General features: G+C 73.3%; 20 protein-coding genes. 16 read left to right on the top strand and 4 right to left on the bottom strand.

Annotation, left to right across the window (positions count from 1 at the left end):
- The first annotated feature begins 91 nt into the window (after positions 1–91).
- The 4 genes from JOE35_RS00870 (at position 92) to JOE35_RS00855 (ending at position 3,644) form a co-directional block, all read left to right on the top strand.
- Positions 92–373 carry a type II toxin-antitoxin system RelE/ParE family toxin gene (locus JOE35_RS00870; RefSeq protein ID WP_209559410.1) on the top strand — a complete coding sequence of 94 codons (282 nt, stop codon included), beginning with the start codon at positions 92–94 and terminating at the stop codon, positions 371–373.
- A gap of 18 nt (positions 374–391) precedes the next feature.
- Positions 392–688, top strand: a complete 297-nt coding sequence (locus tag JOE35_RS00865) for a HigA family addiction module antitoxin (protein ID WP_209559409.1) — start codon at positions 392–394, stop codon at positions 686–688.
- Between the two features lie 62 nt (positions 689–750).
- Positions 751–2,715, top strand: coding sequence for a M13 family metallopeptidase (locus JOE35_RS00860; RefSeq protein ID WP_209559408.1), 1,965 nt, complete (start codon positions 751–753; stop codon positions 2,713–2,715).
- A 2-nt stretch (positions 2,716–2,717) separates the two neighbouring features.
- A complete protein-coding gene (locus tag JOE35_RS00855; RefSeq protein ID WP_307802878.1) occupies positions 2,718–3,644 on the top strand; it encodes a serine hydrolase in 927 nt (308 codons plus the stop codon).
- Positions 3,645–3,814: 170 nt separating this feature from the next.
- Here the strand turns inward: JOE35_RS00855 and JOE35_RS00850 are convergent, their stop codons facing one another.
- Together JOE35_RS00850 and JOE35_RS00845 are read right to left on the bottom strand one after the other, a co-directional pair.
- A complete protein-coding gene (locus JOE35_RS00850) occupies positions 3,815–4,222 on the bottom strand; it encodes an NUDIX domain-containing protein (protein ID WP_209559407.1) in 408 nt (135 codons plus the stop codon).
- Positions 4,223–4,421: 199 nt separating this feature from the next.
- Positions 4,422–5,714 (bottom strand): glutamyl-tRNA reductase, encoded by a 1,293-nt coding sequence (locus tag JOE35_RS00845; protein ID WP_209559406.1) that lies wholly within the window; start codon positions 5,712–5,714, stop codon positions 4,422–4,424.
- 177 nt (positions 5,715–5,891) lie between these two features.
- Between JOE35_RS00845 and JOE35_RS00840 the strand changes: the two genes are divergently transcribed.
- The 12 genes from JOE35_RS00840 (at position 5,892) to hemL (ending at position 16,995) form a co-directional block, all read left to right on the top strand.
- Entirely contained in the window at positions 5,892–6,917 is a 1,026-nt protein-coding gene (locus tag JOE35_RS00840) for an NADP-dependent oxidoreductase (RefSeq protein ID WP_209559405.1), read from the top strand.
- Between the two features lie 59 nt (positions 6,918–6,976).
- The gene (gene hemE, locus JOE35_RS00835; protein ID WP_209559404.1) at positions 6,977–8,041 is read left to right on the top strand and encodes a uroporphyrinogen decarboxylase; all 1,065 of its coding nucleotides are present in this window, start codon (positions 6,977–6,979) and stop codon (positions 8,039–8,041) included.
- Positions 8,042–8,054: 13 nt separating this feature from the next.
- Positions 8,055–9,434 (top strand): FAD-dependent oxidoreductase, encoded by a 1,380-nt coding sequence (locus JOE35_RS00830; protein ID WP_307802876.1) that lies wholly within the window; start codon positions 8,055–8,057, stop codon positions 9,432–9,434.
- Positions 9,435–9,642: 208 nt separating this feature from the next.
- Positions 9,643–9,894 carry a hypothetical protein gene (locus tag JOE35_RS00825; RefSeq protein ID WP_209559403.1) on the top strand — a complete coding sequence of 84 codons (252 nt, stop codon included), beginning with the start codon at positions 9,643–9,645 and terminating at the stop codon, positions 9,892–9,894.
- The gene (locus JOE35_RS00820; protein ID WP_223269453.1) at positions 9,891–10,340 is read left to right on the top strand and encodes a phage holin family protein; all 450 of its coding nucleotides are present in this window, start codon (positions 9,891–9,893) and stop codon (positions 10,338–10,340) included. Before JOE35_RS00825 ends, JOE35_RS00820 begins: the two co-directional genes overlap by 4 nt.
- Before the next feature lie 71 nt (positions 10,341–10,411).
- Positions 10,412–10,693, top strand: a complete 282-nt coding sequence (locus JOE35_RS00815) for a DUF3618 domain-containing protein (RefSeq protein WP_209559402.1) — start codon at positions 10,412–10,414, stop codon at positions 10,691–10,693.
- A gap of 124 nt (positions 10,694–10,817) precedes the next feature.
- Complete coding sequence (gene hemQ, locus JOE35_RS00810) at positions 10,818–11,555, top strand: hydrogen peroxide-dependent heme synthase (protein WP_209559401.1); 738 nt, start codon at positions 10,818–10,820, stop codon at positions 11,553–11,555.
- A complete protein-coding gene (locus JOE35_RS00805) occupies positions 11,552–12,775 on the top strand; it encodes a ferrochelatase (protein ID WP_209559400.1) in 1,224 nt (407 codons plus the stop codon). The genes hemQ and JOE35_RS00805 overlap by 4 nt, the downstream gene beginning before the upstream one ends.
- A gap of 4 nt (positions 12,776–12,779) precedes the next feature.
- Complete coding sequence (gene hemC / locus JOE35_RS00800) at positions 12,780–13,763, top strand: hydroxymethylbilane synthase (RefSeq protein ID WP_209559399.1); 984 nt, start codon at positions 12,780–12,782, stop codon at positions 13,761–13,763.
- Positions 13,760–14,557 carry a uroporphyrinogen-III synthase gene (locus JOE35_RS00795; RefSeq protein ID WP_209559398.1) on the top strand — a complete coding sequence of 266 codons (798 nt, stop codon included), beginning with the start codon at positions 13,760–13,762 and terminating at the stop codon, positions 14,555–14,557. The genes hemC and JOE35_RS00795 overlap by 4 nt, the downstream gene beginning before the upstream one ends.
- 102 nt (positions 14,558–14,659) lie before the next feature.
- Complete coding sequence (hemB, locus tag JOE35_RS00790) at positions 14,660–15,649, top strand: porphobilinogen synthase (RefSeq protein ID WP_209559397.1); 990 nt, start codon at positions 14,660–14,662, stop codon at positions 15,647–15,649.
- Positions 15,649–16,995 carry a glutamate-1-semialdehyde 2,1-aminomutase gene (gene hemL / locus JOE35_RS00785; protein ID WP_209559396.1) on the top strand — a complete coding sequence of 449 codons (1,347 nt, stop codon included), beginning with the start codon at positions 15,649–15,651 and terminating at the stop codon, positions 16,993–16,995. Before hemB ends, hemL begins: the two co-directional genes overlap by 1 nt.
- A gap of 125 nt (positions 16,996–17,120) precedes the next feature.
- On the opposite strand, the gene JOE35_RS00780 is transcribed toward hemL, so the two are convergent.
- Together JOE35_RS00780 and JOE35_RS00775 are read right to left on the bottom strand one after the other, a co-directional pair.
- On the bottom strand, positions 17,121–17,939 hold the full coding sequence (locus JOE35_RS00780) for an ABC transporter ATP-binding protein (protein WP_209559395.1): 819 nt from the start codon (positions 17,937–17,939) through the stop codon (positions 17,121–17,123).
- Entirely contained in the window at positions 17,936–18,625 is a 690-nt protein-coding gene (locus JOE35_RS00775) for a GntR family transcriptional regulator (protein WP_209559394.1), read from the bottom strand. Before JOE35_RS00775 ends, JOE35_RS00780 begins: the two co-directional genes overlap by 4 nt.
- Positions 18,626–18,634 lie beyond the last annotated feature (9 nt).

Genomic DNA, 18,634 nt, shown 5'->3' with positions numbered 1-18,634 from the left:
GAACATTAGCGGCGACCTGTTTCCTGCTCGTTTCCTGCTCGGGCCCTGCCACACGCTTGCGACTAGTAACGCCCCGCGTTATGCTCGCCCCGTGATCCAGTCCTTCTCCGACACCGAGACGGAGAAGGTCTGGCGGCGTGTGCACAGCAAGCGGCTGGGTCTCGATCTCCAGCGCGCGGCGCACCGCAAGCTCCTCATGCTCGACGCGGCCGAGGTCCTCGACGACCTGAGGGTGCCGCCGGGCAACCGCCTCGAACTGCTCAGGGGCGACCGATCGGGACAGCACAGCGTGCGGGTGAACGACCAGTGGCGGATCTGCTTCGCCTGGGGGCCGGCAGGCCCGGCTGACGTCCATCTCGCCGACTACCACTGATCACGACAGGAGAACCCCGTGGACACCGCACACCCCCCGGTACACCCGGGAGAGATCCTCCTCGAGGAGTTCCTCGTGCCCCTCGAGATCTCGCAGTACCGACTGGCCCAGGCGATCGCGGTGCCCGCGCGGCGCATCAACGAGATCGTCCACGGCAAACGGGCGATCACGCCCGACACGGCGTTGAGGCTCGCGCGCGCCCTGGGCACGTCGGAGCGCTTCTGGCTGAACCTGCAGTCGCGCTACGACCTCGACGTCGAGCTCGAGAGGCACCGTGACGAGTTCGACAGGATCACCTCCCTGATCGTCGCCTGACGCGTCGGGCGGGCCCCGGCGCGTCGGGCAGGGCGTCGGTGGCCCCGCCTAGGCTGGCGAGCATGACGAACGACGCGCTGTCCTCCGGCATCACCACCGACGAGCTCGACCCTGCGGTGCGTCCGCAGGACGACCTGTTCCGCCACGTCAACGGGCGGTGGATCGAGCGGACCGCCATCCCTGACGACAAGGCGCGCTACGGCTCCTTCTACGTCCTCGCCGAGGAGGCGGAGGCGGCGGTCCGCGACATCGTGCACGAGTCGCAGTCGGCCGAGCCGGGCACCGAGGCCCGCAAGGTCGGCGACCTCTTCACCAGCTTCACCGACGAGGACCGGGTGGAGGCGCTGGGCGCCGAGCCGCTCCGCCCGCTCCTCGAGACGGTCGCGACCGTCGACGACGTGCCCGCCTTGCTCCGCCTCGTCGGCGCCTTCGAGAAGCAGGGCGTCACGAGCTTCGTGCAGCTCTTCGTCGACAACGACCCCGGCGACCCCACCCGCTACGTCGTGCAGGTCGAGCAGGGCGGCCTCGGGCTGCCCGACGAGTCCTACTACCGTGACGAGAAGTCGGCGGCGATCCGCACCTCCTACGTGGCCTTCGTCTCGCGAATGCTGGGGCTCGCGGGCCTCGACGACGCCGACGAGCGCGCCGCCCGCGTGATGGAGCTCGAGACCGCGATCGCGTCGCACCACTGGGACAACGTCGCCACGCGCGACAGCGACGCGACGTACAACCTGCTGTCGTGGGACGAGGCTGCCGCGCTCGCCGAGGGCGTCGACCTCGACGCGTGGCGCGACGCCGTGGGCGCGCCCGCGGGCGTCTTCGACGAGGTCGTCGTGCGCGAGCCCTCCTTCGTGACCGGCCTGGCCGGGCTGATGACCGACGACCGCCTGCCCGCCTGGCAGGACTGGCTGCGCTGGCAGGTCGTCCGCTCGTTCGCCGCCTACCTCTCGTCGGCGTTCGTCGAGGCGTCCTTCGACTTCTACGGGCGCACCCTGACCGGCACTCCCGTGCAGCGGGCCCGCTGGAAGCGCGGCATCTCGCTCGTCGAGGGCGCCATGGGCGAGGCCGTCGGCCGCATCTACGTCGAGCGGCACTTCGCACCCGAGGCGAAGGAGGCGATGGACGTCCTGGTCGAGAACCTGGTCGAGGCGTACCGTCGCAGCATCGCCGACCTGTCGTGGATGACCGACGAGACGCGAGCTCGCGCGCTCGACAAGCTCGAGAAGTTCACGCCCAAGATCGGCTTCCCCGTGAAGTGGCGCGACTACTCGGCGCTCGAGGTCGACCCTGCGGACCTCGTCGGCAACGTGCGCGCCTCGGCCGCCGTCGGCTTCGACCGTGAGCTGGGAAAGATCGGTCAGCCGATCGACCGCGACGAGTGGTTCATGACGCCGCAGACCATCAACGCGTACTACAACCCCGGCTTCAACGAGATCGTGTTCCCGGCGGCCATCCTGCAGTTCCCCTTCTTCGACGCGGGTCGCGACGCCGCCGCGAACTACGGCGCGATCGGTGCCGTGATCGGCCACGAGATCGGCCACGGCTTCGACGACCAGGGCTCGAAGTACGACGGCGACGGCAAGCTCACCGACTGGTGGACGCCTGCCGACCGCGAGGCGTTCGAGCGCCTGACGACCTCGCTCATCTCTCAGTACGACGCCCTCGCCCCGGCGCAGGTGCCCGAGCACCACGTCAACGGTGCGCTCACGATCGGCGAGAACATCGGCGACCTGGGCGGGCTGTCGATCGCGTACGACGCGTACCTGATCTCGCTCGACGGCGCCGAGGCGCCGGTGATCGACGGCATGACCGGTGCCCAGCGGTTCTTCCTCAGCTGGGCACAAGCCTGGCAGATCAAGCTCCGCGACGAGGAGGCGATCCGGCTGCTCTCGATCGACCCGCACTCGCCGAACGAGTTCCGCTGCAACCAGATCGTCCGCAACATCGACGACTTCTACGACGCGTTCGAGCTGACGGAGTCCGACGCGCTCTGGCTCCCCGCCGAGCAGCGCGTGACGATCTGGTAGCCGTGCCGCCCGAGGGGGGCCGTCCCGGCCGGCACAGCAGCCGGTCGGACGAGGGCGTCGAGGCCGGTCGGCACGCGCCGCCCACGCCGCCGGCGGGCCTCGGCGGTGCGCTGACGGCCCTGGGCGATCTCGCAGCCGAGGGCGTGCGGGTGTCAGCCTCGGTCTGGGACCTCGACGACGGCAGTGAACTGCTCGCCGTCGACGACCGTGTCGTCCTGCCCGTCGGCCAGCTCGGGGCCGTGTTGTTGCTGATCGAGGTCAGCGCGCAGATCGAGGCAGGTCGGCTCGGCGCGCTGGACGAGCTGGAGCGCACCGCCGGCCCCGGCAGCCGCTCGGCCCTCGGCGGGGGCGGCGTCTGGTCGTACCTGCAGCGTCGCCGACTCGCCGTGACCGATGCCGCCGCCCTCGTCGGCGCCGTGCGCGACCCGGCGGCCGTCAACGCGCTGCTCGGACGGGTCGGCCTCGACGCGGTCCGCACGCGTGCCGACGACCTGGGCCTGCGGCAGACCGCCCTGCTCGACGAGATCCGGTCCGAGCGTGGTCCCGACGACGCGCCTGCCGCCTCCGTCGGCTCGACCCGTGAGCTGGCCCAGCTGACGGCCCTGCTCGCCCAGGGGCAGGTGGTCGGGTCGGCGGTCAGCAGTCGCGTGCTCGGCTGGCTCTCGCTCGGCGTCGACCTGTCGTTCGTGGCGGCGCCTCTCGGGCTCGACCCGGTGTCGCACCGGCGGACCGACCACGGCCTCCAGCTCGTCAACGCCGTGGGCAGCGACCGCGGGGCGCGGTCCGAGCTCGGGGTGCTGCGCGGGCCGCGGGGCGGGGTGGCCTACGCCGTGACCGTGGCGTTCGACGACCTGACGCTCGAGCACCGCCTCCGTGTGCTCGACGCTGCTCGCGCGGTCGGCGCCGACCTGCTCGCGCGCGTCCGCTAGCGGAGGGTCCGCCCTGGTCTGCTCGAGTCGCTCGGGTCCGGCAGGTGCCGACCCGCAGATGCCGACCGTTCTGCCCTCGCGGGCCCCGCAACACGGGGAATTCCCGGCGTTGCAGCCCTCGAGGTCGGGTTCTGCGGCGGCAGCAGGCAGCAGGCAGCAGAGGCGACGGGTCAGTCGACGAGGTCGAGTTCGACTGCGAGACGCAGCGTCTCCACGCCGGCGGGAGGGCACCGGTGCGCGTCGCCCGACGTGGCCCAGTGCAGCGCGCCGATCTCGCCCGACGGTGTCGGCTCGGCTCGCGGGTCCGTCGGCGCCGCCGTCCACAGGCGCATGTGCACCTCGCGCCCCTCGGGCTCGCCGTGGGCCTGGGTGCGGACGCTGCCGAGCTCGCGCAGCGACGTGGGGTCGAGCTCGAGACCGACCTCCTCGCGCGTCTCGCGGACGAGGGCGTCCTCGCCGGTCTCGCCAGTCTCCTGCTTGCCGCCCGGGAGGTAGAGCACGTCCCGCCCGCGAGCGGTGACCATGAGGAGGCGTCGGTCACGCACCAGCACGAGCGCACTGACGACGATCGGGTCCATCCCCCCATCCTGCGGCATCACCGCGCGGCGCTCGTGATCCGGACCTCAAGACGCGAGTGATCCGCGCTGGCGCACCCGCACTTGCTGCTGTCCCGAGGTCCGCAACACAGGATCACGCGCGGATTACGGGTGGGCAAGCGCGGAGGGCCGAGAGCGGGGAGGGGCGGAAGCGGGATCGGGCGGCGGAGCCGGGGGCGCGTCAGCCGGCGTCGCGGCCGCGGAGGCGCTCGTCGGCGACCGGCCGCAGCACAGCAGGCTCGACCGCGGCCGTGCGGGTGTCCGTCAGGCCGAACAGCGACTCGAGGCCGTCGCGGAACTCCTCGCCGCGACCTTCACGGGCGAGTTCGCGGGCCCGCACCGACGGGGTGTGCAGCAGCACGCCGGCGAGGTGCCGCAGCGCCGACTCCGTGCGCTCGGACGAGTCGCCGCGCGACCGGGCGCGCTCGATCTCGGCGTCGAGCAGGTCGAAGACGTGGCGGCGCAGCGCGACCACGGCCGGCGTGAGCGACTGCTCGGCGGCGACGGCGTGGAACTCGGCCGCGGCGCTCGAGACGAGCGCACGGGCGTCGTCGGCGGCGGTCAGCTCGGCGAGGGGGGCGTGCAGGCTGATCGTCTCGAGGTCGAGCAGCTCGACTCCGGGCACGCGGGCGACGAGGGGGTCCACGTTGCGGGGCAGGCCGAGGTCGATCACGAGGCGGCGGGACGCATCGACGACCTCGGGCACGACGACGGGCTCGGTGGTCGAGGTGCAGGTGATGAGCACGTCGCTCCACGAGATGGCCTCGGCCAGGTCGTCGAAGGGGCGCAGGTCGTGCTTGAGCCCGAACCAGGAGGCGCGGCCCGAGGCCGAGAACACGGCCAGGTCGCCCGCGCCCCGGTCGCGCAGGGCGGCCACGGTGGTCGCGGCGTACTGGCCGGTGCCGACGATGAGCACCCGCGCCTGCGACCAGTCGGTCACCCGCGACGAGGCGAGCTCGAGCGCGAGGCGCACGAGCGAGCGGCCGGCCCCGCCGACGTTGGTGCGGTTCTTGACGCCGCGGGAGGTCTGGGAGGCCTTCTGGAACAGCCGCTCGAGGTCACGCGACGTCGTGCCGCGCGTGCGCGCGGCCTCGAGGGCGCGGCGGACCTGGCCCGAGATCTCGTCCTCGCCGATGACGACCGACTCGAGGCCGGAGCTCACGGCGAACAGGTGCTCGACGACCTCGTCGCCGGTGATGACGCGCACGTTGTCGCGCATCTCGTCGGCCTCGATGCCGCTGGCCTCGCTCATGGTGCTGATGGTGGCCTCGACCGCGACGGAGGCAGCGGCCGTGAGGGGCTCCTCCACGTCGACGTAGGCCTCGAACCGGTTGCAGGTCGCGAGCACGACGGCCCCGCCCACGAAGTCGTTCGCGTCGACCAGGGTGCTCGCCGCGGAGGGTGCGCCGATGCTCAACTTCTCGAGGAGGTCGAAGCTGGCGTTCCGGTGGGACGCCGTGAGGCAGATGAGCACCCGTCGATGATAACTCTCATGCGCCGGTCGAACCCGGGGGTTGCCTCGATGTCGAGGCTGTGCACAGGCGATCCGTGCACAGGCTGCACACTCTGCAGCGCGCGTTCAGGAGGTGCCTGTCAGCCTGGCAGACGGCCTCGCATCACCGAGGCCCCGCACGACCAGAGGAGCACCACCATGACCGAAGGCACCACCCGCACCACGAGCACCCAGTGGCAGCTCGTCGCCCGCCCGCACGGCGAGCCGACGACGGACGACGTCCGCGAGGTCGAGGTCCAGCTTCCCGCGCTGCAGCCCGGCGAGGTCCGCGTGGCCAACGAGTTCCTCTCGGTCGACCCGTACATGCGCGGCCGGATGAACGACGTGAAGTCGTACGTGCCGCCCTTCGCCCTCGGCGAGACGATGACCGGCGGCGCGATCGGCCGGGTCGTCGAGTCCGCCTCCGACGACCTGCCCGTCGGCACTGTGGTGCAGCACGACCTGGGCTGGCGCGACGTCGCGCAGGGCGCCTCCTCGTCGTTCCGGGCCGTCGAGCCGGCGCCCGGCGTCGAGCTCTCGGCCTACCTCGGCGTGCTCGGCCTCACCGGCCTGACGGCCTACGTCGGCCTGACCGAGATCGCGGGGATCCGCGAGGGCGACATCGTCTTCGTGTCGGGCGCGGCCGGGGCCGTCGGCACGATGGTCGGCCAGATCGCTCGCCTCAAGGGCGCGTCGCGGGTGATCGGCAGCGCCGGCAGCGCCGAGAAGGTCGAGCTCCTCACCACGAAGTACGGCTTCGACGCGGCCTTCAACTACAAGGACGGCGACGTCGCCGAGCTGCTCGCCGAGGCCGCGCCCGACGGCATCGACCTCTACTTCGACAACGTGGGAGGCGACCACCTGTCGGCCGCGCTGGCCAGCTTCAGGGACGGCGGCCGGGCGGCGCTCTGCGGCTCCATCGCCGGCTACAACGCGACGGGCGCACCCGTCGGCATCACGGGCACGACGAACATCGTGACCCGCGGGCTGATGCTCAAGGGCTTCACGCTCGGGAACTACCGCCACGTCGCTCCTGCGTTCCAGGCCGAGATGGGCCCGTGGCTGGCGGCGGGCGAGGTCGTGCACGACGAGACCGTCGTCGAGGGCATCCACTCGGCCTTCGGCGCGTTCACCGGCCTGATGCGCGGCGAGAACGTCGGCAAGATGGTCGTCAAGGTCGGCTGACCCGATCCCACGAGGGCGTCCCTGGCGGTGCCGGGGGCGCCCAGCGGCCGGGTGGGACAATGGGGCACGTGACCCTGCCCGACACGCACCCGCTCCTCTCCGGCCGCACCGCCTCCTCGTCTCTCGTCCGTGCCCTGCGCGGCGACCGGCCAGAGGCGCTGCCCGTCTGGTTCATGCGCCAGGCCGGTCGCTCGCTGCCCGAGTACCGCGCCCTGCGCGTCGGCACCGCGATGCTCGACGCCTGCCTCGACCCGGCGCTGTCGAGCGAGATCACGCTGCAGCCCGTCCGCCGGCACGGCGTCGACGCCGGCATCTTCTTCAGCGACATCGTCGTGCCGATCAAGCTCGCGGGGGTCGGCGTCGACATCGTCGCCGGGCGCGGCCCGGTGCTCGACCATCCGATCCGCACGCCCGACGACGTCGCCGCGCTGCGTCCCCTCGAGCAGGAGGCGCTGGCCCCGATCGCCGAGGGCGTCGCCCGCACCGTCGCCGAGCTGGGCGACACCCCCCTGATCGGTTTCGCCGGTGCCCCCTTCACGCTGGCGGCCTACCTCGTCGAGGGCGGCCCGTCGAAGGACCACATCCGCGCCCGCGCCCTCATGCACAGCGACCCCGAGACCTGGCAGGCGCTGCTCGGCTGGGCCGCCGACGTCACCGGCGCGTTCCTCCGTGCCCAGGTGCTCGCCGGGGCCAGCGCCGCCCAGCTCTTCGACTCGTGGGTCGGCAGCCTGTCGCTGTCCGACTACGAGCAGCACGTCGCGCCGTTCTCGGCACGGGCGCTGTCGCACGTCGCCGACCTCGACGTGCCCACCATCCACTTCGGCGTCGGCAGCGGCGAGGTGCTGAGCGCCATGCACGGCGTCGGGGTCGACGCGGTCGGCGTCGACTGGCGCATCCCGCTCGACGAGGCGTCGCGGAGGCTCGGAGGCAGCGTGCCCGTCCAGGGCAACATCGACCCGGCGATGCTGCAGGCGCCGTGGCCGGTGCTCGAGGCACACGTCAGGGACGTCGTCCGTCGCGGCCGCGCCGCCCCCGCGCACGTCCTCAACCTCGGGCACGGCGTCGGTCCCGACACCGACCCCGACGTGCTGACCCGCATCGTCGCCCTGGCCCACACCCTGTAGGAGGCGCGCGACCGTGACCGAGGCGACCCGCTCCTCCGGGGCGGCCGCGCAGAGCGCCCTCGTGGTGGGCGGCGGCGTCGCCGGCCTCGTCGTCGCGCGCGACCTCGCGGCGGCCGGCGTCGCCGTCACGCTCGTCGAGGCGTCGGACCGGCTCGGCGGCGAGGTCGGCCGCCACGTCGTCGGCGGCCTGCCCCTCGACGCCGGCGCCGAGAGCTTCGCGACGCGCGGCGGCACGGTGCAGGCGTACCTCGACGAGCTCGGGCTCGGCGGCGACGTCGTGCTGCCCGACCCCCGCGGCGCGTGGGTGCAGCACGGCGCCGGACAGGCCTTCCCCCTGCCCCGCACCGGCCTGCTCGGCATCCCCGGCGACCTCGCGGCCGACGACGTCGTCGCGGTCGTCGGTGCGGCAGGCACGGCCGAGGCGGCACGGCTCGACGCGGCCCCCGGCGAGGTCGGTGCCGACGAGACCTCGGTCGGCGGCCTCGTCCGCGTCCGCATGGGCGACGCCGTGCTCGACCGGCTCGTCACCCCGATCATCGGCGGCGTCCACTCCGTGCACCCCGACCTGCTCTCCGTCGACCGGGTCGCCCCCGGCCTCCGGGCGGCGCTGCGGCGTGAGGGGTCGCTGGCCGCGGCCGTGCTCAGCGTCCGCGCGCTCGCGCCTGCCGGCTCGGCCGTCGCCGGCCTCCGCGGCGGCATGGCCAGCCTGGCGGAGGCGCTGGTCGCCGAGCTGGACCGGCTCGGCGTCGAGGTGCGGCTGGGAGCCCACGTCGCGGTGCTCGACGCCCGCTCGGTGACGCTGACCGGCTCGCCGACGCTGACCGGCGTCGAGCACAGCACCGCGCCCGAGCGCCTCGAGGCAGACGTCGTCGTGCTCGCGGTCGGCGACGGCGCAGGTCGGGTGCTCGGCGGGCGACCCGCCCACGCAGCGGGACTCATCACTCTGGCCACGCTCGTGCTGCGCGACGAGCGGCTCGACGCGGCGCCGCGCGGCACCGGGGTGCTCGTGGCGCCCGGTGCCGACGGCGTCCGTGCGAAGGCGCTCACGCACGCGACGGCCAAGTGGCCGTGGCTGGCCGAGCGGGCCGGCGGCCGGCACGTGCTCCGTCTCAGCTACGACTCCCCGGTCGTGACGGCGGCCACGACCGACGACGAGCTGCGCTCCACGGCGCTCGCCGACGCCTCGGTGCTGCTCGGGCTGCCGCTCGACCCCGCCACCGTCGAGGACGCGGCGCGGGTCGAGTGGTCCGCGCCCCTCCCGCAGGAGGCGGCGGGCACCTCCTCGACTCTGCCCGAGGGCGTCGTCCGCGTCGGCGGCGCCGTGGCCGGCCGGGGGCTCGCCGCCGTGATCGCCCACGCGCGTCGGGTCGCCGCGCACCTCGTCGCCCGCTGACGCCCGTGCCCGTGCCCGTGCCCGTGCTCGAGCTCGAGTTGCCCCGAACGGTCGGGTGCGGGGGCCCTGGGCGACCGTTCGGGGCAACTCGACCGGCGCGGAGCGCCAGCGAGCTCCGCGCGTCCGGGCGGCGCCGGGCGGCACCGGGCTACATTGGGACAGCGCGTCGGGCACCGGTCCGTGCGCCCCCACACATGAATGGAGCGACATGCGAGGCAAACTGATCTTCGTCGCCGGAGCAGCCGTCGGATTCGTGCTGGGCGCTCGCGCCGGCCACGAGCGCTACGATCAGATCGCCGCGAACTCGTCGAAGCTGTGGAACAGCCGCGCCGTGCAGCGGCAGGTCGTCAAGGCAGAGGACTTCGCAGGCGCCAAGGCCGCCGACGCGGTCGACGCGGTCGTCAACGGCGTGAAGACGGTGGCCGTCAAGGCCGTCGGAGGCGGGAAGAAGAAGAAGTGACCGACTCCACCCGGAGCGACAAAGTACGTCGCGGCTCGAAGTCGCGCTCGTTCTTCGCCCTGGTCCAGGACGTCCCGAGCCTGGTCACCGACCTCGTCAAGGGCGAGCTCGCCCTGCTCAAGTACGAGATCATCGGCACTCTCAAGGCCTTCGGCATCGGCGCGGGGTTCCTCGTCGGCGCGCTCGTCTTCGTCTTCGCCATGCTCGGGGTGCTGCTCACGGGCATCGTCCTGCTGATCGCGATCTGGCTGCCCGGCTGGCTGTCGGCGCTGATCGTGGCGTTCGTGCTCCTCCTCGTCGCCGCCCTGCTCGCGTTCCTCGGCTACCGGAGCATCAAGAAGGGCCTCCCGGCCGTACCGGAGAAGACGATCGCGAGCCTCAAGCGCGACCTCAAGGCCGTCAAGGGCGTCGGGACCATCCCGGGGCACGACGTCACCGAGTTCTGAGCCGCCGCCTCCGCGACTCCCTGCGAGCCCCGCTCGACCCCTCCTCCCCGCCCGCACCGATCGGAGACCCCGTGAGCGACAGCACCGCCAAGAACAACAGCAGCGACAAGCCCGGCAAGGCCGACAAGGCCGACGGCAGCGAGATCCAGGCCCACATCGACCGCACCCGTGCGGAGCTCGCCGCGACGCTGAACGAGCTCGAGGACAAGCTCAACGTCCCGAAGCAGCTGGGCATCGCCGGCCACCGGGCGAAGTCGTCGTTCTCGCGCGACCCGCTGCCCTGGGTCGCAGGTGCCGGCGTCGCCGCGCTGGCGCTCGTGGGCGTGGTCGCCGCGACCGTCCGCTCGCGCTGATCGGCAGGTCGCCCGGCGGCTCGGCCTCAGGCTCGCCCGGCAGCGCCTCGCCGGGGGCGGGAGATCGCTCGACGACGTCGCAACCTGGTTGGGCTCCCAGCCCCCACAGGTGGAGAATGGCCGCATGAGTCACAGCGCCGACTCGCCAGTCCCCGAGCTGCCGACGTCCGATTCCCCTCCTGCCGAGCGCCCCGGCGCCGAGCGCCTCGGCTACACCCTGTGGGCAGTGCTGCGGCGTGACCCCCAGAACCCGTACGCCCCCGAGCAGGAGGACGTGGCGCAGCTCGACGAGCTCGTCGACACGCTCGCCGCCGAGGGCGTCGTCGTCCGCGGCTTCTACGACGTCAGCGCCCTGCGGGCCGACGCCGACGTGATGATCTGGCTGCACGGCGAGGTCCCCGAGGCGATCCAGTCGGCGTACCGCCGCCTCCTGCGCACCGACGTGCTCGGCGGCCTGCTGCCGACCTGGAACGCCATGGGCATGCACCGCGACGCCGAGTTCTCGCGCAACCACAGCCCGGCCTTCATGCGTGGCAAAGATCCGGAGGCGTGGCTGACGGTCTACCCCTTCGTCCGCAGCTACGAGTGGTACCTGCTGCCCGAGGCCGAGCGTCGTCAGATGCTCGCCGACCACGGCAAGCAGGGCTCCGAGCACCGCGCCGTGCTCACCAACACGGTGGCCAGCTTCTCCCTCGGCGACTACGAGTGGATCCTGGCCCTCGAGGCGCCGGAGCTCGTGCAGCTCGTCGACCTCATGCGCGACCTCCGGTACACAGAGGCGCGTCGCCACGTCCGCGAGGAGATCCCGTTCTACACGGGCCGTCGCATCACCACCACCGAGATCATCGAGGTCCTGTCGTGACTGACACCACCGGCATCACCAACGGCCAGCTCGTCCGTGCCGCGACCCCCGCGGCGGCGCAGGGGCCCGAGCACGTGAGCGTGCCCACCGACTACGACGCGATCCTCCTCGCCGGCTTCGGCGGGCCGGAGGGCCAAGACGACGTCATCCCGTTCCTCCGCAACGTGACGCGCGGCCGCGGCATCCCCGAGGAGCGCCTGGAGGAGGTGGCGACGCACTACCGCCACTTCGGCGGCGTCAGCCCCATCAACCAGCACAACCGCGAGCTCAAGGTCGCGCTCGAGGGCGAGCTTGCGCGACGCGGCGTCGACCTGCCCGTGATCTGGGGCAACCGCAACTGGGACCCGTACATGGCCGACGCCGTGCGCGAGGCCGACGAGCGCGGCTTCACCAAGCTGATCGCCGTCGCGACCAGCGCCTACTCGTCCTACAGCTCGTGCCGCCAGTACCGCGAGGACTTCGCGATGGCGCTCGAGGCGACCGGGCTCGAGGGCAAGATCATGATCGACAAGGTGCGTCAGTTCTTCGACCACCCCGGCTTCGTGCAGCCGTTCATCGACGGCGTCCGCGAGGGCCTGGAGAAGGCGCGTGCCGAGAACGCCGACCTCGACCTGGCGACCGAGGTGCAGGTGCTCTTCGCCACGCACTCGATCCCGTCGACCGACGCCGCACGCAGCGGCCCCGAGGCCCGCGGCTTCGACGACGAGGGCGCCTACGCGGCCCAGCACAAGGCCGTCGCGGAGGTCGTCATGGCCGCGGCCGAGGCCGGTCTCGGCCTCGAGCTCCCCGCTGGCGGCGGCACGACCGTCCCGTGGCAGCTCGTCTACCAGTCGCGCAGCGGCCCGCCCTCGATGCCGTGGCTCGAGCCCGACATCAACGACGCGATCGACGAGCTGGCCGGCGGCCCGACGCGCGCAGTCGTCATCGTGCCGCTCGGCTTCGTCAGCGACCACATGGAGGTCATGTGGGACCTCGACGAGGAGGCGCTCGAGACGAGCGAGAAGAACGGCTTCTGGGCCACGCGCACGCCCACCCCCGGCATCGACCCGAACTACGTGACGGGCCTCGTCGACCTCGTCCTCGAGCGCGTCGAGGGCACGCCCGTCGACGACCGTCCGCACCTCACCGACATCGGCCCCTGGTACGACGTGTGTCGACCGGGCTGCTGCGAGAACGTCCGCCTCGGGTTCAAGCCCGCCGTCTCGGGATTGGTCCCGTAGGCGCGTGGCGACACTCCGAGTAGGCACCAGGGCCAGCGCGCTGGCCGTCGCGCAGTCGACCACGGTCGCCGAGCGACTGGCGGCCGCGACCGGCCACGACGTCGAGCTCGTCCGCGTGCACACCGAGGGCGACCGCACCCAGGCGACGGGCGAGTCCCTCTCGCTCGGCGGCACCGGCGTGTTCGCGAGCGCGCTGCGCGAGGCGCTGCTGGCCGACGAGTGCGACGTGCTCGTGCACTCCCTCAAAGACCTGCCCACCGCCTCCCACCCTGGTCTGCACATCGGGGCGATCCCGGGCCGCGCCGACGCCCGTGACGCGCTCTGCGCCCGCGACGGCCTCACCCTCGAGACGCTGCCGCAGGGCGCGAAGGTCGGCACGGGCTCGCCGCGTCGCGTCGCGCAGCTGCTGGCGAAGCGCCCCGACCTCGAGGTCGTGCCGATCCGCGGCAACGTCGACACGCGCCTCCGTCGCCTCGAGGACGACCTGGACGCGGTCGTGCTCGCCGCCGCCGGTCTCGGCCGCCTCGGCCGCTCCTCCTCGGTGACCGACCTGCTGGGCCTCGGCCCGTGGCCCAGCGCCCCCGGTCAGGGAGCACTGGCGGTCGAGGTGCGCGAGGGCGACCCGAGCGACGACTTGACCCGCGGCCTGCGCGCGATCGAGCACGTCGAGACCCGGCTCGTCGTCACCGCCGAGCGCGAGGTCCTCGCCGGGCTCGAGGCCGGCTGCTCTGCGCCCATCGGCGCGACCGCCGTCGTCGACGCCGGCCTGCTGTTGCTCAGCGCCACGGTCTACAGCCCCGACGGCTCGCGCCGCATCAGCTCGTCGCACGCGGTGTCGCTCGAGGAGGGGCCCGTCACGGCCCAGCTCGCCGACGTCCACGCGGTGGCCGGCCGGGTCGTCGACGAGCTGCTCGAGCTCGGCGCGGCCGAGCTCGCCCCTGTCGGCGGGGGCCCCTCGGGCGGAGACCCCCTGGGGAGCGCCTCGTGACCGCGGTCAAGCCGCTCAAGGGCGTGCGTGTCCTGGTGCCGCGCGGCGGCAAGTGGGGCGACGGCGTCTCGGCGTCCCTCAGGTCCTACGGCGCCGCGCCCGTCATCGCCCCGCTGATCAACTTCGCGCCCGCCGAGACGCCCGAGCTGCTCGCCGCCGCCTTGGCGCGACTGCAGGCGGGCGTCTACGAGTGGCTCGTCGTCACCAGCGCCACGACCGTCGACGTGCTCGTCGGCAACGGGATCCGGCCCATCCCCGCGACGCGCATCGCGGCAGTCGGCGAGACGACCGCTGCAGCGCTGACGCTCGCCGGCTACCACGTCGACTTCGTCCCCGAGGGCGACAACTCCGCCCGCGGCCTCGTCAAGGAGTGGCCGTCCGAGCTCGTCGCCGGGCGCGTGCTCGTGCCCCAGTCCGACATCGCCGAGCCGACACTGGTCGCCGGCCTGTCCGCCCGGGGCTTCGACGCCGAGTTCGTCTCGGCGTACCGCACCGTCGGCGTGCCCGTCACCGACGACGTCGTGCGCGACGTCGCCTCCGGTGACATCAGCGTGCTGCTCGTGACCTCGGGCAGCGTCGCACGGCAGATCGCCGCGCAGCTGGCGCCCCTGCCCGCGAGCACGGTCGTCGCCTGCATCGGCCCGCGCACCGCGTTCGACGCCCGAGCGGCCGGCCTGCCCGTCCACCTGATCGCCGAGACCCGCTCCGCCGCGGCCCTGGTGGAGGCGGTGGTCGAGCACGCCGTCGCGGGCGGCTCGGTCGAGGCCGACGACGCGTACGGAGGGGGTCGCTGACGCGACCCTCCCGCGGTGCCTGCACCGCGCCTCCTCGGCTCGATCGTGCCGGGGCCCCGACACCCACCGACATCGACCACCGTCGACGACCCGAGAAGGACCATGTCCCAGTTCCCCCGCGTGCGCCCCCGCCGGCTGCGCGCCACCCCTGCCCTCCGCCGCCTGACCGCCGAGACGCGCCTGCACCCGGCTGACCTGGTGCTGCCGATGTTCGTGCGCGAGGGCATCGACGAGCCCGTCGCGATCAGCTCGATGCCGGGCGTCGTGCACCACAGCCTGTCGAGCCTGCCGCGTGCGGTCGAGGAGGCGGCAGAGGCCGGGGTGGGAGGCGTCATGCTGTTCGGCGTGCCGCTCGAGAAGGACGCGGTCGGGTCGGGAGCCACCGACCCCCAGGGCATCCTCAACGTGGGCACGCGCGTCGCGGTCGACGCCGCCCAGGGCGCCCTGGTCGTGCAGACCGATCTCTGCCTCGACGAGTTCACCGACCACGGCCACTGCGGCGTGCTCGCCGCCGACGGCTCGGTCGACAACGACGCGACGCTGGTCCGCTACGACGAGATGGCGATCGTGCAGGCCGAGGCCGGCTCGCAGCTGATCGGCATGAGCGGCATGATGGACGGCCAGATCGGCTCGGCCCGCGAGGCCCTCGACGACGCCGGCTTCGGCGGCACCGCACTCCTCGCCTACGCCGCGAAGTACGCGTCGGCGTTCTACGGCCCGTTCCGCGAGGCAGTGCAGTCGACCCTCGTCGGCGACCGCCGCACCTACCAGCAGGACGCGGCCAACGGTCGTGAGGGCATCCGCGAGGTCGAGCTCGACATCGCCGAGGGGGCCGACATCGTCATGGTGAAGCCCGCGATGAGCTACCTCGACGTGCTGGCCGAGACCGCGGCGATGAGCCCGGTGCCCGTCTGGGCGTACCAGATCAGCGGCGAGTACTCGATGATGCACGCCGCCGCCGCGAACGGCTGGATCGACCTCGACGCCGCCTCGTACGAGAGCGTGCTGTCGATCAAGCGCGCCGGGGCCGACGCGATCCTCACCTACTGGGCCACCGAGCTCGCCACCCGCCTGCGCAAGGGAGACATCTGATGGGCGACCACGCCAACGAGCACTTCTTCACCCGCGCCAAGCAGTCGATCCCCGGCGGGGTCAACTCGCCCGTGCGCGCCTACGGCAGCGTCGGCGGGACGCCGCGGTTCCTGGTGGGGGCGAAGGGCCCGCACGTCACCGACGCTGAAGGGCGCGAGTACGTCGACCTGGTCGCCTCGTGGGGCCCCGCGATCCTCGGGCACGCGCACCCCGAGGTGGTGCGCGCGGTGCAGGAGGCGGCGGCCCGCGGCCTCTCGTTCGGCGCGTCCACGCCGGCCGAGACCGAGCTCGCCGAGCTGGTGCGCGAGCGCGTGGCCGTCGGCGACGCCCGCCCGATCGGCAAGATCCGCATGGTCTCGACCGGCACCGAGGCCACGATGACGGCGATCCGCCTGGCCCGCGGCTACACGGGCCGCGACCTGCTCGTGAAGTTCGCCGGGCACTACCACGGCCACTCGGACTCGCTCCTGGCCGAGGCCGGGTCGGGCGTCGCGACGCTCTCGATGCCCGGCTCGGCCGGCATCACCGCCGAGACCGCGGCCCAGACGCTGGTGCTGCCCTACAACGACCTCGACGCCGTCCGTGCGGTGTTCGACGAGCACGGCCCGCGCATCGCGGCGGTCATCGTGGAGGCGGCAGCCGCGAACATGGGAGTGGTCGCGCCCGACCGTGGCTTCAACCGCAGCCTGTCCGAGATCACCAGCCGCCACGGCGCCCTGCTGATCGTCGACGAGGTGCTCACGGGCTTCCGTGTCGGCCGCGCCGGCTGGTGGGGTCTCGAGGCGTCCGAGGTCGTGCCGGACGGCGCCGGCTGGCAGCCCGACCTCGTCACCTTCGGCAAGGTCATCGGCGGCGGCATGCCCCTCGCGGCGCTCGGCGGCCGCGCCGAGGTGATGGACTTCCTGGCCCCGACCGGCCCCGTGTACCAGGCCGGCACGCTGAGCGGGAACCCCGTCGCCGTCGCTGCGGGCATCGCCACCCTGCGGCTCGCGACCCCCGAGATGTACGCCCGGCTCGACGCCGTCGCCGACACCCTGTCGCGCGAGGTCTCCGCGGCCCTGTCGGCCGAGGGTGTCGAGCACAGCGTGCAGCACGCCGGCTCGCTGTTCTCGTTCGCCTTCACGGCGACGCCGCCCCGGAACTACGACGACGTCCGGGCCCAGCAGACCTGGCGCTACCCCGCGTTCTTCCACTCGATGCTCGACTCGGGGGTGGCCCTGCCCCCCTCGGTGTACGAGGCGTGGTTCGTCACGGCCGCGCACGACGACGCGACGGTGTCGCGGATCCTCGACGCCGTGCCGGCCGCGGCGCGCGCGGCAGCCGCAGCGACGGCCCCCGGCGCGTAGCCGCGCCGCGCCGTGCCGGCCCCCGCGCCCCGCGCCGCGGCACACGGCACCGGGTTTCGTGCACTGCACCGCGTCTAGTCCGGGTGCAGTGCATGAAACGCGGCGCGGTGTCTTCGAGGGGCCGCTCAGCGGGATCGGGGGCGGGGGCGGCGACGCGTGCGGGCCAGCCAGCGTCCGTCGACGCGGTCGATCGTGAGCGGGTGGTCGAAGGCCGCGGAGACGAGCTCGGACGTCAGCACGGCCTCGGCCGGGCCCGACGCGGTGACGCGTCCCTCGCGCAGCAGCAGCGCGTGGGTGGTGCTGGCCGGCAGGTCCTCCAGGTGGTGCGTGACCGTGACGGACGCCGTCTCGGGGTGTGCGGAGCGGAGCGCGTCGACCGTGTCGAGCAGGTGCTCGCGTGCCGCGACGTCCAGGCCGGTGGCGGGCTCGTCGAGCAGCAGCAGGGCCGGCTCCCCGAGCAGCGCCCGGGCGATGAGCGCCCGGCCGCGCTCGCCCTGCGAGAGCACGCTCCAGCGGCTGTCGCGCCGCGCCTCCAGGCCGACGGAGGCGGTCAGGAGATCGGCCCGCGCCTGCTGACGGGAAGTGGGGGACCACCGCATCGCGGGGTCGCTGCTGCCCGTCGCGCCGGTGAGCACGACCTCCCGGACAGTGTTGTCCCCGAGCATCCGGTGGCGGGGGTCGACGTGGCCGACGTGAGTGCGGAGCTCGCGGAGGTCGACCCGGCCGAGGCGTCGCCCCAGCACGTGGACGGTGCCCTCGGACGGGTGGCCCTGGGCGCCGCAGAGGGCGAGCAGCGTGGTCTTGCCCGCGCCGTTCGGGCCGAGCAGGGCCCAGTGCTCGCCGGCAGCGACGCGCAGGGACACGTCACGGAGCAGGTCGCGCCCCTGTCGCGTGACCCGGACGGCCTGGACGTCGAGCACCGGTGCCGACGCCGCGGAGGTCACGCTCGGTAGATGCCGGCCTCGCGGACGGCGTCGAACCAGCCCTGGAGGCGGCCCGGCTGCAGGCGGATCGACTCGGCGGCCGCAGCCGCGTCGCCGTCGCGGACCGCGTCGCGGAGCGCCTCGTTGAAGGCGCGTGCCTCGTCGTGGTGGACGACGCCGCTGAAGATCGGTCGCTGGGCGAGGAGCGCCAGGCGGGGCGCGTTGTTCGACCAGAGGCGTGCGAGCGACGAGCTGCGGGCGGCTTCGAGGAACAGCTCGTTCACCCGCACCAGCGTGGTCACGTCGTCGGCCTCGCCGGCGGCGAAGGCCTTCGCACGGGCGTCGAGGAGCCGCACCACCTCGGCGCGCTGCGCGTCGGAGAGCTTCGGCACGGCGCGCTCGACGACCATCGCCCACACTCCGTAGCCGACGTCGATCGTGTCGACGAACTCGTCGTAGGTGGGGTCGACGATGCGCGTGTAGCGGTTCGCCTCGATGTCGACGAGAGCCTGGTCCGCAAGCTTGGCGATGGCCTCGCGGACGGGCGTGCGGGAGACGCCGAGCCAGGCGACCAGCTGCTCGTCGTTCAGGCGCTCGCCGAACTCGAGCGTGCCGTCGATGATCGCGGCGAACATCTTGTCGTAGACGACGTCGCGCAGGAGGCGACGGGGTGCGGGCGGCTGGTCTGTCAGCTGGGGGATCGGCATCCGGGTTGC

The sequence above is a fragment of the Frigoribacterium sp. PvP032 genome, assembly GCF_017833035.1.
Taxonomy (GTDB): domain Bacteria; phylum Actinomycetota; class Actinomycetes; order Actinomycetales; family Microbacteriaceae; genus Frigoribacterium.
The sequence above is the reverse complement of the archived record's forward strand: the minus strand, read 5'-3'. Positions and strand labels throughout refer to the sequence as shown.

Excerpts from the sequence above, each read along its gene's own strand:
- JOE35_RS00825 (WP_209559403.1), top strand. The coding sequence starts at position 9,643 with ATGCGAGGCAAACTGATCTTCGTCGCCGGAGCAGCCGTCGGATTCGTG.
- hemB (WP_209559397.1), top strand. The coding sequence starts at position 14,660 with ATGTCCCAGTTCCCCCGCGTGCGCCCCCGCCGGCTGCGCGCCACCCCT.
- hemQ (WP_209559401.1), top strand. The coding sequence starts at position 10,818 with ATGAGTCACAGCGCCGACTCGCCAGTCCCCGAGCTGCCGACGTCCGAT.
- hemE (WP_209559404.1), top strand. The coding sequence starts at position 6,977 with ATGGGGCACGTGACCCTGCCCGACACGCACCCGCTCCTCTCCGGCCGC.
- JOE35_RS00850 (WP_209559407.1), bottom strand. The coding sequence starts at position 4,222 with ATGGACCCGATCGTCGTCAGTGCGCTCGTGCTGGTGCGTGACCGACGC.
- JOE35_RS00840 (WP_209559405.1), top strand. The coding sequence starts at position 5,892 with ATGACCGAAGGCACCACCCGCACCACGAGCACCCAGTGGCAGCTCGTC.
- JOE35_RS00860 (WP_209559408.1), top strand. The coding sequence starts at position 751 with ATGACGAACGACGCGCTGTCCTCCGGCATCACCACCGACGAGCTCGAC.
- hemL (WP_209559396.1), top strand. The coding sequence starts at position 15,649 with ATGGGCGACCACGCCAACGAGCACTTCTTCACCCGCGCCAAGCAGTCG.
- JOE35_RS00775 (WP_209559394.1), bottom strand. The coding sequence starts at position 18,625 with ATGCCGATCCCCCAGCTGACAGACCAGCCGCCCGCACCCCGTCGCCTC.